Source organism: Cupriavidus basilensis OR16 (genome assembly GCF_000243095.1).
GTDB classification, from domain to species: Bacteria; Pseudomonadota; Gammaproteobacteria; order Burkholderiales; family Burkholderiaceae; genus Cupriavidus; species Cupriavidus basilensis_D.
This window is the reverse complement of sequence record NZ_AHJE01000017.1, coordinates 128,726-142,359: the sequence shown is the minus strand read 5'-3', so window position 1 is coordinate 142,359 and position 13,634 is coordinate 128,726. Positions and strand designations below refer to the sequence as shown.

The following is a 13,634-nucleotide window of genomic DNA, read 5'->3' as shown; positions in this document are numbered from 1 at the left end:
AGGCGTGCGCCAGCGGGCGATCGGTATCCGGCCACGCGCCCGGACGAGGCATCGCCGCGCTCATCTGCCCACACGCGCCGCGGGCCGCCCTCGCGGCATCGTTTGCGCGCAGTGCCGTACCTCCTTGCTGAACTCGGCGCAGGCATGGGTCATCAGGTCTTCCGAGCGGTAGACGAGGAACACGCGGAACTCGGGTAGTTCGTCGCTGATCGGCAGGCGCGCCAATGACGAGGGATCGAGCCGCAGCGGGCCGGTGCCGTCGAAGACGAAGTCGGACCACATGCTGATCAGGTCGGTGCGCGTGGCCAGCTGCAGGCCGAGCAGGTTGGAGGCGCTCTGCACCACGCGCTTGGGCATGTCGAGACGGTGCAGCCGCATCACGCTGGCGAGCGGGCTGCCGGGGTCGTCGAGCGGGTCGAGGACGAGCCAGTCGGCGTCGAGCAGCGGCCGCAGCCGGCGCACGCGCCGCAGCGGATGGCCGGCGCGCACGGCCAGCGACATCCCGGTGGAGAACAGCGGTTCCCACTGGAAGGCGCCGGTGCCGGGGCCGCTGTTGGTGGAGATCAGCCCAAGGTCGAGCCGGCCTTCGCGCAGGCCTTCGAGGATCTGTTGCGGGCGCAGCTCGAAGCCACGCAGGGCAACGTTGGGAAAGCGCTTGCGGAAGGCGGCCATGGCGTCGGGCAGCGGGCCGCTGGAGGCCACGGCGGTGAAGCCGATGTTGAGCTGCGCGTCGGCGTGGCCGCGGATGGCTTCGATATCTTCCAGCGCATGCCGCAGCTCCTGCTCCACCAGGCTGGCGCGCTTGACCAGCGCCACGCCATAGGCGGTCAGGCTGACGCCGCGCACGGAGCGCGACATCAGGGTGACGCCAAGTTCGCGTTCCAGTTCGGCGATGGCCTTGGACAGCGCCGGCTGCGACACATGGAGGCTGCGCGAGGCTTCGTGGATGCTGCCGTGCTGGGCCACCGCCAGCAGGATGCGTAGTTGCTGCAGCTTCATCTTGGCTTTTCCCCTTTTTGTGTATTCCCAGGCGCCCCGCAACGGTGCACCCGGCCCCGGCGCCGTGCGCGAGCGCCGTTGGCCGCACTGCCGCGCGTACCCGGCGCTGCGCCGCGAATGCCCACGGCACAAGGCTTCTCGGTACTTGTACCGATAGCGGCGCAACGGTGGTTATGACGGCGATGCCATTTGGTTATCAGGATGAAAATATATGATTTTTGGCTTGCCGTGTTTGCCTCAATACTTCATCGCCAGGGAGTTCCCACTTTCCCGCGATGGATGCCCGGCAACGCCGGCCTCCACGGCCCCCACCCCCTCAACCAGTTCGTGGAGACACCGACATGAACGATGCCACCCTGCCTGCGGCGCCCTCGCTGGCCCCTTCCCTGGCCATGCCCGCAAGCCCGGCGCGCCAGAGCCAGTCCCGCCTGATCGCCGCATGCTCGATCGGCAATGCGCTGGAGATGTACGACTTCACCGTCTACAGCTTCTTCGCGCTGCTGATCGGCAAGCTGTTCTTTCCGTCCGACAGCGCATACGGCTCGCTGCTGCTGGCGGTGGCGACCTTCGGCATCGGCTTCGTGATGCGGCCGCTGGGCGGCTTCGTGATCGGCAACTACGCCGACCGCCATGGCCGCAAGGCAGCGATGACGCTGACCATCGGGCTGATGGTGATTGGCACGATGTGCCTGGCCTTCGCCCCGACCTACGCGTTCGCTGGCTTGTTCGGGCCGGTGATGATCGTAGCCGGACGCCTGCTGCAGGGCTTTTCGCTGGGCGGCGAGATTGGCGCCTCCACCGCCATGCTGATGGAGTCCGGCGGCGTCAAGGGCCGCGGCTTTCGCGTCAGCTGGCAACTCGGCAGCCAGGGCATCGCGGCGACGCTGGGCGCGCTCACGGCCGCCATTCTTTATGGCGTGCTGCCACAGGCTTCGCTGGAGAGCTGGGGCTGGCGCGTGCCTTTCGTGCTGGGCCTGCTGATTGCGCCTGTGGGACTGTATATCCGCGCTCACCTGGACGAGACGCACACGGCCGAGGCGCACGCGCCTAGCCCGCTCGGCACGCTGTTCCGCGAGCATGGCGGCACCGTGGTCAAGGGCATCCTGACCATCATCGGCGGCACGGTCGCCACCTATCTGGTGGTGTATTTCATGCCCACCTACATGATCCGCGAGCTGCATCTGCCGCCATCGCTGTCGCTGCTGTCGGGCTGCGCGACGGGTGTGGTGTGTCTGGTGATGTCGCTGGTGGCCGGCACGCTGGCCGACCGCATGCCGCGCCGCAAGCCGCTGGTGCTGGGCTCGATGGCCTTTACGCTGGTGTGCCTCTATCCCGCGTTCTGGCTCATGACCCATTACCCGAGCGTGCCGCTGGTGCTGTCGCTGTCCGCGCTGCTGACCGCCAGCGTCTACCTGGGCTCCACGCCGATGCTGCTGATGATGATGGAGCTCCTGCCGGCCAACGTGCGTGCCAGCGGCCTGTCGGTGATCTACGCGGTGGGCGTGACGGTGTTCGGCGGCTCCTGCCAGTTCATCGTCACCTGGATGCTGGCCAAGACCGGCAACCCGATGGCGCCCGCCTTCTACATGATGGCCTGCGGCGCAGTGACCATCCTCGCGGTGCTGACCATCCGTCGCCCCCTCACGCTCCCCTCCTCCACCTGGCCAGGCTGGCCAACTTGCAGCAAAGGATAACCACATGACCCGCGAACCGACCCTGACGCCCTTCCAGTTGCTGCCGCACCTGCTGCCGGCGATCCAGATCGATGCCGAGACCTTTATCGGCATCCGCCGCCAGATTCACGCCCAGCCAGAACTTGGCTTCGAGGTCGGCGCCACCAGCAAGCTGGTGGCCACCCTGCTGGAAAGCTGGGGCTACGAGGTGCACACGGGCATCGGCAAGAGCGGCGTGGTGGGACAGCTGAAGCTGGGCAACGGCCAGCGCCGCCTGGGCATTCGCGCCGACATGGATGCGTTGCCGGTCGTCGAGGCTACGGGCCTGCCGTATGCCAGCAAGATTCCGGGGAAGATGCACGCGTGCGGCCATGACGGCCACACCGCCATCCTGCTGGCCGCCGCCAAGGCGCTGGCGGATAGCCGCGATTTCGATGGCACCCTCAACCTGATCTTCCAGCCCGACGAGGAAAACCTCTGTGGCGCGCGCGCGATGATCGAGGATGGCCTGTTCGAGCGTTTCCCGTGCGATGCCGTGTTCGCCCTGCACAACATGCCGGGGGTGCCCGCCGGCACCTTCCGCGTGCTGCCCGGCCCGGTGAGCTTATCGTCCGACGTGGCCGACGTGACCATCAAGGGCGTGGGCGGGCATGGCGCCATGCCGCATCGCGCGCGCGATCCGATCGCGGCGTCCGCGGCTATCGTCACAGCGCTGCAAACGGTGGTGGCGCGCAATGTGGCGCCGGACGATACGGCCGTGCTATCGGTGGGGTTTATCCGGGGTGGCGCCACGCACAACGTGATTCCGGAATCGGTCACGCTGGGCCTGAATGTGCGCGCGGCGCGCCCGGAGACGCGTGCGCTGGTGGAGCAGCGCATTCGCGAGATCGTCAGCCTGACCGCGCAGGCGCACGGCGTCGAGGCCCACATCGACTATCGCCAGCTGACGCCGCCGATGGTCAACACGCAGGCCGAAACCACGCTGGCGCAGCAGGTTTGCGCTGACCTGGTCGGCGCCGACCAGGTCGTGACGCAAGCCCCCAAGGGCCTGAACGGCAGCGAGGACTTTGCGTGGATGCTCAACGAGGTGCCGGGCTGCTACCTGATCCTGGGCAACGGCGAAGGCGAGTTCGGCGGCTGCATGGTGCACAACCCGGGCTACGACTTCAACGATCAGGTGCTGCCGCTGGGCGCGGCCTGCTGGGTCCGGCTGGCCCAGACCTACCTGGCGGGCTGAGACAGCGTGGGCGGACCCGCCGCTGCGTGGTCCGCATGCGCGGCGTCATCTGCTTGCGGTGCCTCCCCGAGCGTGCCTGGCTGGCGAACTTCTGGCGGAACCGGCGCCGGCGATGGCACCGCGGCTGCGGGCGCTTTCCCCAACTGCGCGCTGATTTCCGCCGCTTCGCCCAGCACATAGGCAAGCCGGCGCAACGGCCGGCTGACCTGCAATTGCACGAACACCGCCAGCGCCGCGCCCGAGACGAAGACAAGGCCGTATAGCAACAGCAGCGGCAGCAGGCTGCCGCCCTTGCGCGGCAACTCGAACAGGCCCGTGACCAGCACCAGCGCGGCCGGGCTCACCGCGATCAGCAAACCGATCGTCTTTGCCATGCCCTCCCACATCCGTAACTGCGCGTCCACCCGCCGCGCCCTGGCGCGCAGCGCCTGGGCGGGGACGCGCGCCAGCAAGCGCAGCAGCGCGTTCTCCGCCTCATCGTGCCGGTCGACCTGCTCGGCCAAGGCCCCGAGCGGATCGCGCAGCCGGCGCGCGAGCGCCGGCAGGTGCGTGAGCAGCAGCGCCGCCAGCCCCGCCACGCTGCCGCTCAGCAGGCTATAGACCAGCCGCGCCAGCCATGGCGCCGGCGTCTGCTTGATTTGGTACTTGGTGTACAGCACCGCCCCGGTCACCAGCAGCGCGGCCACCGAACTAGCCCAGAACAGCGCCAGCAGGCCCCGCTGCAGCCGCATCAGGTTCATGGCGGGCGCTGGCGAACCGGCGGTATCGGATACGGCGGGCGGCTTCCGCTTGAGCGCGTCGAGCAGTTCGCGGGTGGGGGGGAGCCTGGTAAGCATGGCGGTTCGGTTGGCAATGGGTGGTTCCTGCGCCGTGTCCGGGCACTAGCGCAATACCCCTGCATTGTCGCCATTTAGCGGGCCGCAGGGTGCGCACCGGGGCCGCCGGGCGGGCTTTTCCTGCAATTTCCCACGTATCGTTGCCGTCACACAACGTAGTTCAATGACGCTCGCGGGACCGTGTCGGACGACCGTGTTTTCGACCTCGGCCGCCCTTATTCGATATCGCAGGTATCGAATCAACTGATCTCCCTTCTCTTTATCCCAACCCGCTTGCGGGAATAGCATGGGCTCCAACAGTGATTCGCAGCCATCCATAGCCATTCACAAAACATCGCATCAACGATTGGAGACAGACATGCCGAAGATGAGAGCAGTTGACGCGGCCATCGCCGTGCTGGAAAAAGAAGGTATCACCACCGCGTTCGGCGTGCCCGGCGCCGCCATCAACCCGTTCTACTCGGCCATGCGTCGGGCCGGCACCATCGACCACTTCCTGGCCCGCCACGTGGAAGGCGCCTCGCACATGGCCGAAGGCTACACCCGTGCCGAGGCAGGCAACATCGGCGTGTGCATCGGCACCTCGGGCCCGGCCGGCACCGACATGATCACCGGCCTGTACTCGGCCTGGGCCGACTCCATCCCCATTCTCTGCATCACCGGCCAGGCGCCGCGTGCGCGCCTGTACAAGGAAGACTTCCAGGCCGTCGACATTGAATCGATCGCCAAGCCGGTGACCAAGTGGGCCGTGACCGTGCGCGAGCCGGCGCTGGTCCCGCAAGTGTTCCAGCAAGCCTTCCACCTGATGCGCTCGGGCCGCCCGGGTCCGGTGCTGATCGACCTGCCGTTCGACGTGCAAGTGGCCGAGATCGAGTTCGATCCCGAAACCTACCAGCCGCTCGCCCCGTACAAGCCGGTTGCCTCGCGCCCGCAGATCGAGAAGGCCATCGCCATGCTCAACGCGGCCGAGCGCCCGCTGATCGTGTGCGGCGGCGGCGTGATCAACGCCGACGCGGCCGAGCTGCTGGTGGAATTCGCCGAGCTGGTCAACGTGCCGGTGGTCCCCACGCTGATGGGCTGGGGCGTGCTGGCCGACGACCACCCGCTGCAAGCCGGCATGGTGGGCCTGCAGACGTCGCACCGCTATGGCAACGCCACGATGCTGGCCTCGGACTTCGTGCTCGGCATCGGCAACCGCTGGGCCAACCGCCACACCGGCAGCGTCGAGGTCTACACCAAGGGCCGCAAGTTCGTGCACGTGGATATCGAGCCCACCCAGATCGGCCGCGTGTTCGGCCCGGACCTGGGCATCGTCTCCGACGCCAAGGCCGCGCTGGAGCAGTTCGTGGAAGTGGCGCGTGAAATGAAGATGGCTGGCCGCCTGCCGTGCCGCAAGAGCTGGGTGGCGGACGTGCAAAAGCGCCGCCGCACCATGCAGCGCAAGAGCGATTTCGACAACGTGCCGGTCAAGCCGCAACGCGTGTACCGCGAGATGAACCAGTACTTCCCGCGCGATGTGCGTTACGTCTCCACCATCGGCCTGTCGCAGATCGCGGCCGCGCAGTTCCTGTCGGTCAACGAACCGCGGGCTGGACCATTCCCGCCGCGATCGGCGTGAAGGTGGCCTCGCCGGAATCGGCTGATCCGCCAGGCGCAGCGCAATTTCGAGATGGACTACTGCGTGCAGCTGGCCTTCGACAACGTCAACTCGCCCGAGCTCAACGGCTACGGCGTGGACCACGTGAAGGTGGTGGAAGGCCTGGGTTGCAAGGCGATCCGCGTGTTCAAGCCGGAAGACATCGCGCCGGCCTTTGCCGAAGCGCGCGACCTGATGGCCGAGTTCTCGGTGCCAGTGGTGGTCGAGGTGATCCTGGAGCGCGTGACCAATATCGCGATGGGTACCGAGATCGACAACATCAACGAGTTCGAGCCGATCGAGGACATCGAGGAAGCCATCCTCAAGGAAGAAACGGAAACGGCGTAAGCAAACGCAGGCTGACAAGCGCGGGCCATGAGCCCGCGCGCTTCGCTGCACCTCTTACCGCGCCCCCCCGACACCACATCCGCGCGAGCGGAATCACAAGACAAGTCATCCGGAGACATCCATGCCAAAACTTGCCGCCAACCTGACCATGCTGTTCAACGAAGTGGCCTTCCTCGAGCGCTTTGAAGCCGCCGCGCGCGCGGGCTTCCGCGGCGTGGAGTTCCTCTTCCCCTACGCCTTTCACGCCGACCAGATCGCCGACCGGCTCAACCGCTTCCAGCTCGACCTGGTGCTGCACAACCTGCCGGCCGGCAAATGGGAAGCGGGCGAGCGCGGCATTGCCTGCCACCCGGACCGTGTGAGCGAATTCCAGGACGGCGTCGGCGAGGCGATCAAGTACGCCAAGGTGCTTGGCGTGCGCCAGCTGAATTGCCTGGTCGGCATCCAGCCGCAGAACGTCAAGCATGAGCAGGCACAGGAAACGCTGGTGGAAAACCTGCGCTTCGCCTCGCAGGCGCTCGCCGCCGAGCAGATCGATCTGCTGGTCGAGCCGATCAACACCTTCGACATTCCCGGCTTCTTCCTGTCGCGCACGCAGCAGGCGCTGGACCTGATCGCACAGGTCAACGCGCCCAACCTCTACGTGCAGTACGACATCTATCACATGCAGCGCATGGAAGGCGAAATCGCCGCCACGCTGAAAACGCACCTGCCGAAGATCAAGCACGTGCAGCTGGCTGACAACCCGGGCCGCAATGAGCCGGGCACCGGCGAGCTGAACTACCACTTCCTGTTCCAGTGGCTCGACCAGATCGGCTACGACGGCTGGATCGGCTGCGAGTACAAGCCGCGCACGACGACGACCGAAGGCCTGGGCTGGCGCGCCGCGCACGGCGTGCAGTAAGCACGCAGCCGCAAAGCCACAAGCCACAAGTCATCAGCAAACAGATATTCAGATATTCAGATATTCAACCATCGCACCAAGGAGACATCACATGGCAAACCAACGCAACGTCGGCTTTATCGGCCTGGGCATCATGGGCGCACCGATGGCGGGCCACCTGCGCGCGGCCGGCCACACGCTGTTCGTGCATGACGTGAACCCCGCACCGCAAGTGCTGGTCGATGCCGGCGTCACGGTCTGCACCAGCGCCGAGGAAGTCGCCAAGCGCGCGGACATCATCGTGATCATGGTGCCGGACACCCCGCACGTGGAAGCCGTGCTGTTCGCCGAGAAGGGCGTGGCCGCCGCGCTCAAGGCCGCCGGCAAGGACGCCGCGCACGGCAAGATCGTGGTCGACATGAGCTCGATCTCGCCGATCGCCACCAAGGACTTCGCCGCGCGCGTCAACAAGCTCGGCGCGGCTTACCTGGATGCACCGGTGTCCGGCGGCGAAGTGGGCGCGAAGGCCGCCTCGCTGACCATCATGGTCGGCGGCCCGCAAGAATCGTTCGACGAGGTCAAGCCGCTGTTCGACCTGCTGGGCAAGAACGTGACGCTGGTCGGCGGCAACGGCGACGGCCAGACCACCAAGGTGGCCAACCAGATCATCGTGGCGCTGAACATCCAGGCCGTGTCCGAAGCGCTGTTGTTCGCCTCCAAGGCGGGCGCCGATCCGGCGCGCGTGCGCCAGGCGCTGATGGGCGGCTTCGCGGCTTCGCGCATCCTGGAAGTGCACGGCGAACGCATGGTCAAGCGCACCTTCGAGCCGGGCTTCCGCATCGAGCTGCACCAGAAGGACCTGAACCTTGCGCTGCAAGGCGCCAAGGCGCTGGGCGTGGCCCTGCCGAACACCGCCACCGCGCAGGAGCTGTTCAACACCTGCGCCGCCAACGGCCTTGGCAAGCAGGATCACTCGGCGCTGTGCCGCGCCATCGAGATCATGTCCAACCATGAGATCGCCAAGGGCGGCGCCAAGTAAGCCAGCAGCTCCATCACGGCCTGCCTTGGCAGGCCAGCATCACTCCCGGCCGCTCGCGGCCGGGAACGCAGCACTTCCGGATCCCGTCATGCTCGCCACCGATTCCCACCCTACCCTGCTGGCGCCCCAGCACCCCGCCGGACTCACCGATCCGCGCGCCCTGCTGCGCGACCTGTTCGATACCGCGGTTGCCGCTGTCAGCGCCAGCCATTGCCTGCCGCCGCAACTGCCCACGCCGCCCAAGGGCCGCACGGTGGTGATCGGCGCCGGCAAGGCCGCCGCCGCGATGGCGCAGGCTGTGGAGGCGCACTGGCAAGGCGAGATTTCCGGGCTGGTGGTGACGCGCTACGGCCACGGCGCGCCGTGCAACCGCATCGAGGTGGTGGAAGCCGCGCACCCGGTGCCCGACGAAGCCGGCCAGCGCGCGGCGCAGCGCATGGTGGCACTGGTCGAGGGCCTCACCGCCGACGACCTGGTGCTGTGCCTGATCTCCGGCGGCGGCTCCGCGCTGCTGGCCGCCCCGGCCGAAGGCATTACGCTTGCCGACAAGCAGGCGGTGAACAAGGCGCTGCTCAAGAGCGGCGCCAATATCGGCGAGATGAATTGCGTGCGCAAGCACCTGTCGGCGCTCAAGGGCGGCCGGCTGGCGTTGCGCTGTGCGCCCGCACGCGTCGAGACCCTGTTGATTTCCGATATTCCCGGTGACGATCCCACGCTGATCGCCAGCGGCCCGACCCTGCCCGACGCTACCACCTGTGCTGACGCGCTGGCGGTGATCGCCAAGTACGGCATCGAAGTGCCCGCCAATGTGCGTGCCCACCTGGAGAGCGGCGCGGGTGAAACGCCCAAGCCCGGCGATGCGCGCTTCGACGGCCATCGCAGCGTCACGCTGGCCACCGCGCAGCAATCGCTGGAGGCCGCGGCCGCGCGTGCGCGCGAACTCGGATTCGAAGCCCATATCCTGTCCGACAGCATCGAAGGCGAGTCGCGCGATGTGGCGCTAGTGCATGCCGCCATCGCGCGCCAGGTTGCGCAGCATGGCCAGCCGTTCAGGAAGCCCTGCGTGATCCTGTCCGGTGGCGAGACCACGGTGACCGTGCGCGGCAGCGGCCGCGGCGGGCGCAATGCGGAATTCCTGCTGGCGCTCGCGGTCGCGCTGGATGGCCTGCCGGGCGTGCATGCCATTGCCTGCGACACCGACGGCATCGATGGCTCCGAAGACAACGCCGGTGCGTTGCTCGCCCCCGATACGCTGACCCGTGCCGCGGCACGCGGACTGTCGGCGCGCGCGCACCTGGGCAACAACGACGGCTACGGTTTCTTCGCCGGCCTGGACGACCTCATCGTCACCGGCCCGACCCGTACCAACGTGAACGATTTCCGCGCCATCCTGATTGTGTAAGCCACGTGTTTGAACAAGGGCGCGCCCTGGGCGCGCCGCCCGAGATTGGAAGAGGAGACAAAATGAGACGCCAGCGCAAAGCCAAGATCGTTGCCACGCTCGGACCGGCTAGCACCGACATTGAAGTGATTCGTCAGTTGTTCGAAGCCGGGGCGGATGTATTCCGCCTGAACTTCAGCCATGGCACGCACGACGACCACAAGCGCCGCTACGATGCCGTGCGCCAGGTCGAAGCCGAGACCGGCCGCCCCATCGCCGTGCTGGCCGACCTGCAAGGGCCCAAGCTGCGCATCGGCACCTTTGCCGCGGGCAAGGTGGCGGTCAAGGCCGGCGACGCCTTCGTGCTCGACAGCGATCCCAGCCCGGGCGACGCCACCCGCGTGCACCTGCCGCATCCGGAGCTGTTCCGCGTGGCCGCGCCGGGTCAGTCGCTGCTGATCGACGATGGCAAGGTGCAATTGAGGATCGAAGCGGTGACCAGCGGCAGCATCGCCACGCGCGTGGTCAACCACGGCACGCTGTCCGACCGCAAGGGCGTGAACGTGCCCGACGCGGTGATCCCGATCCCCGCCCTGACCGAGAAGGACCGCAAGGACCTCGACTTCGCGCTGGCGCTGGGCGCCGACTGGATCGCGCTGTCCTTCGTGCAGCGCCCGGCCGACATCGTGGAAGCACGCGAGATCATTGGCACCCGTGCCGGCGTGCTGTCCAAGATCGAGAAGCCCGCCGCGCTGCAGCAGCTCGAGGAGATCGTGCGCGTGTCCGACGCGGTGATGGTGGCGCGCGGCGACCTGGGCGTGGAACTGCCGCCGGAGCGGGTGCCCGGTGTGCAAAAGCGCATCTTGCGCATCTGCCGCCAGCATGGCAAACCCATCGTCATCGCCACGCAGATGCTGGAATCGATGATCGATTCGCCGGTGCCCACGCGCGCTGAAGCGTCCGATGTGGCCAGCGCCATCTATGACGGCGCCGACGCGGTCATGCTGTCGGCCGAGTCGGCCAACGGCCGCCACCCGGTGCCGGCGGTGGCCATCATGAACCGCATCATCACCGAGGTGGAGCGCGATCCGCTGTACCGCAAGCTGCTGGATGCTGGGCATGAGGCGCCGCTGTCCACCCGCCAGGATGCGATCTGCGCGGCGCTGCGCGAGGTCACGCAGATCATCGGCGCGGTGGCTACCGTCACCTACACCTCGTCGGGCTCCACCGCGCTGCGCGCTGCGCGCGAGCGGCCGTGCGCGCCCATCGTCAGCATCACGCCGAACCTGGAAATCGCGCGGCGGCTGGCGCTTGCGTGGGGCGTGCATTCGACCGTCAGCCCGGACGTGCAAAGCGTGGATGAAATGGTGAATGCGGCAACCCGCGCGGCGCTGGCGGAGGGCTATGCCGAACCCGGCGACCAGATCACCATCGCGGCAGGCATGCCGTTTGGCCAGGGCGGCACCACCAACCTGCTGCGCGTAGCGGAGATCGGCGGCGCGGAGGCGGGCAAGGCGCAAGGGCAAGCGGCTGCGAGCACGGCGCCGGCGGTTACCGCCTGATACACCGCACGCATGCGCTGGCGGCATTGCCGTTGCTATACTGATCGACACGCTGCGGCCACCTTTTTGCCGCAGCGATCAACCAGTAAAGCGGAGCCACCATGCGTCTCGACGACGAAGCCGAAAGCCAGAATGTAGAAGACCGCCGGGGTGAAGGCTCCGGCGGTTTCGGCGGCTTCGGCGCGGGACCCAAGACGCTCGGCATCGGCACCATCCTGGTGGCGCTGGCGGCGTCTTATTTCTTTGGCATCGATCCTTCCGTGATCATGCAGGGTGCCTCGGTGCTGCAGGGCTCGCAGCAGCAGGCGCCGCAGCAACAGCATGTGCCCAGCCATCCCCCCGCCACCGACCAGATGACGGTCTTCGTGCGCAAGGTGCTCGGCAATACCGAGCGCACCTGGTCGCATATTTTCGAGAGCGACCTCAACCGCCGCTACGCGCCGCCCACACTCGTGATCTTCTCCGGCGCAACGCCCACCGCCTGCGGCACCGGCCAGTCGGCCATGGGGCCGTTCTATTGCCCGGGCGACCAGAAGGTCTATATCGACCTGGCCTTCTACGATGAGTTGCGCCAGCGCTTCGGGGCCGGTGGCGATTTTGCGCAGGCCTACGTGATTGCCCACGAGATCGGCCACCACGTGCAGAACCTGCTCGGCGTGTCCGGCAAGGTTGACGCCGCGCGCCGCCGCATGGGCGAGGCGCAGGCCAACCAGTTGTCGGTGCGCGTGGAACTGCAGGCCGATTGCCTGGCCGGCGTGTGGGCCGCCACCGCGCAGCGCATGAACCAGCAGTTGCTGGAACCCGGCGATATCGAGCAAGGCCTCAAGGCCGCCGCCGCCATCGGCGACGACCGCCTGCAAAAGCAAGCCCAGGGCTATGTCGTGCCGGAGGCGTTCACCCACGGCACCAGCGAGCAGCGCACGCGCTGGCTGCGCCAGGGCCTGGCCAGCGGCGATATCCGCAAGTGCGACACCTTCGCGGCCAAGCAACTCTGATCCATCCCCCGGCATGGCTGCGCCGTGCCGGGGCACTGGGCAGCAAGCCCCTCGCGCGTGGGGCTGGTGTTTGTGCTGAATTCGCCATGTAAACGTTGTTCACGAAGTGAGCGGTGTTTATAATCGCGGCCATGCCCGCCACCCGCCCAACGCAATCCAGCCTGTCGGCCCTGCCCGCGAATGCACCTGTGAATGCACCCGCGAGCGCACCTGTCACGCCGGCTGCCGGACGTGCTGGCGCGCCCGTCGCGCGCGCCAGCGGTGCCGCGCTGCGGCGCGAAAGCGTGCGCGAAGCCTTTTTCAATGCGGCCCGCGCGTTGTTTGCCGAGGCGGGTTTCAGCGGCGTCACGCTGCGCCGCATCGGCGAGCGCTGCGGCTATAGCGCGGCCGCCATCTACCGGCATTTCGAGGACAAGACCGCGTTGCTGTTCGAGCTGTGCGCGCAGGACTGGGTACGCCTGGCCGCTGCGCTGGCCGGCGCGCGCGCCGCCGCCGGCACGCCCGCCATGGCGCTGCCGGCGGTGCTCGATGCCTATGTGGCATGGGCCCTGGCCAACCGCCACAGCTATCACCTGATGATGATGATGGGCCTGCCGGCCGACGCCGAGCGCGCGATCGACCTGCGCTGGAGCGAGCGTTTTCCGGAAGACCCGGTCAGCGCCGTGCTGCTGGCGTGCGTGCATGACCAGCAAGCTGCCGCGCTGATCGATGCCCTGCACGACCCCGGCGATGTCACCGACGCGCTGTGGACTGCCGTGCACGGGCTGGCCGCGCTCGATATCACGTTCGAGCACCTGCCGCGCGAGGACTGGCAGCCGCTGGCGCATCGCCAGCAGGTGCTGCTTGCGGCGCTGCTGCGCGGCTTCTCCCGACCGTCCCGCTAGAGCGACGGCCAGACCCACTTCCCCCACGGCGTTCTGCCACGCTGCCGGCGTCTTTCGCGTTTCGCGTTTCGCGTTTCGTGTTTCGCATTTCGCATTGCCTGTGCGCCGGATCCGTTCCACCGTGCCCGGGCGGCTAGCGGCCGCCCGGGCACCAGAAAATT

The 13,634-nt window shown here is 67.5% G+C and carries 10 protein-coding genes and 1 pseudogene; 9 read left to right on the top strand and 2 right to left on the bottom strand.

Annotated elements, in window-relative coordinates; genetic code table 11:
* Nucleotides 1-60: 60 nt before the first annotated feature.
* Nucleotides 61-999, bottom strand: coding sequence for a LysR family transcriptional regulator (locus tag OR16_RS07335; RefSeq protein ID WP_006157326.1), 939 nt, complete (start codon nt 997-999; stop codon nt 61-63).
* 341 nt (nt 1,000-1,340) lie between these two features.
* Here OR16_RS07335 and OR16_RS07330 point away from each other — a divergent pair, with 341 nt between their 5' ends.
* Both OR16_RS07330 and OR16_RS07325 read left to right on the top strand, forming a co-directional pair.
* On the top strand, nt 1,341-2,693 hold the full coding sequence (locus OR16_RS07330; protein ID WP_006157325.1) for an MFS transporter: 1,353 nt from the start codon (nt 1,341-1,343) through the stop codon (nt 2,691-2,693).
* 4 nt (nt 2,694-2,697) lie between these two features.
* Nucleotides 2,698-3,909, top strand: coding sequence for a M20 aminoacylase family protein (locus OR16_RS07325; protein ID WP_006157324.1), 1,212 nt, complete (start codon nt 2,698-2,700; stop codon nt 3,907-3,909).
* Here OR16_RS07325 and OR16_RS07320 read toward each other — a convergent pair.
* Nucleotides 3,894-4,745, bottom strand: coding sequence for a hypothetical protein (locus OR16_RS07320; RefSeq protein ID WP_006157323.1), 852 nt, complete (start codon nt 4,743-4,745; stop codon nt 3,894-3,896). The genes OR16_RS07325 and OR16_RS07320 overlap by 16 nt on opposite strands.
* Before the next feature lie 358 nt (nt 4,746-5,103).
* On the opposite strand from OR16_RS07320, the pseudogene gcl reads away from it, so the two are divergent.
* The 7 genes and pseudogenes from gcl to OR16_RS07285 all read left to right on the top strand — a co-directional run bounded on the left by gcl (nt 5,104) and on the right by OR16_RS07285 (nt 13,473).
* Nucleotides 5,104-6,729 (top strand): annotated as a pseudogene (gcl, locus tag OR16_RS07315) (glyoxylate carboligase).
* 121 nt (nt 6,730-6,850) lie between these two features.
* Nucleotides 6,851-7,633 (top strand): hydroxypyruvate isomerase, encoded by a 783-nt coding sequence (gene hyi / locus OR16_RS07310; RefSeq protein ID WP_006157322.1) that lies wholly within the window; start codon nt 6,851-6,853, stop codon nt 7,631-7,633.
* A gap of 70 nt (nt 7,634-7,703) precedes the next feature.
* Entirely contained in the window at nt 7,704-8,651 is a 948-nt protein-coding gene (gene glxR / locus OR16_RS07305; protein WP_272942834.1) for a 2-hydroxy-3-oxopropionate reductase, read from the top strand.
* A gap of 88 nt (nt 8,652-8,739) precedes the next feature.
* Entirely contained in the window at nt 8,740-10,053 is a 1,314-nt protein-coding gene (locus OR16_RS07300) for a glycerate kinase type-2 family protein (RefSeq protein WP_006157320.1), read from the top strand.
* A 62-nt stretch (nt 10,054-10,115) separates the two neighbouring features.
* A complete protein-coding gene (gene pyk, locus OR16_RS07295; RefSeq protein ID WP_006157319.1) occupies nt 10,116-11,594 on the top strand; it encodes a pyruvate kinase in 1,479 nt (492 codons plus the stop codon).
* Nucleotides 11,595-11,695: 101 nt separating this feature from the next.
* Nucleotides 11,696-12,589: a KPN_02809 family neutral zinc metallopeptidase gene (gene ypfJ / locus OR16_RS07290; RefSeq protein ID WP_006157318.1), complete on the top strand. Its 894-nt coding sequence runs from the start codon at nt 11,696-11,698 to the stop codon at nt 12,587-12,589.
* A gap of 188 nt (nt 12,590-12,777) precedes the next feature.
* Nucleotides 12,778-13,473: a TetR/AcrR family transcriptional regulator gene (locus tag OR16_RS07285; RefSeq protein WP_237716973.1), complete on the top strand. Its 696-nt coding sequence runs from the start codon at nt 12,778-12,780 to the stop codon at nt 13,471-13,473.
* The last annotated feature ends 161 nt before the right edge of the window (nt 13,474-13,634 follow it).

Coding starts and splice junctions, on each gene's coding strand:
- OR16_RS07335 (WP_006157326.1), bottom strand. CDS start 999: ATGAAGCTGCAGCAACTACGCATCCTGCTGGCGGTGGCCCAGCACGGC.
- OR16_RS07330 (WP_006157325.1), top strand. CDS start 1,341: ATGAACGATGCCACCCTGCCTGCGGCGCCCTCGCTGGCCCCTTCCCTG.
- OR16_RS07325 (WP_006157324.1), top strand. CDS start 2,698: ATGACCCGCGAACCGACCCTGACGCCCTTCCAGTTGCTGCCGCACCTG.
- OR16_RS07320 (WP_006157323.1), bottom strand. CDS start 4,745: ATGCTTACCAGGCTCCCCCCCACCCGCGAACTGCTCGACGCGCTCAAG.
- hyi (WP_006157322.1), top strand. CDS start 6,851: ATGCCAAAACTTGCCGCCAACCTGACCATGCTGTTCAACGAAGTGGCC.
- OR16_RS07300 (WP_006157320.1), top strand. CDS start 8,740: ATGCTCGCCACCGATTCCCACCCTACCCTGCTGGCGCCCCAGCACCCC.
- pyk (WP_006157319.1), top strand. CDS start 10,116: ATGAGACGCCAGCGCAAAGCCAAGATCGTTGCCACGCTCGGACCGGCT.
- ypfJ (WP_006157318.1), top strand. CDS start 11,696: ATGCGTCTCGACGACGAAGCCGAAAGCCAGAATGTAGAAGACCGCCGG.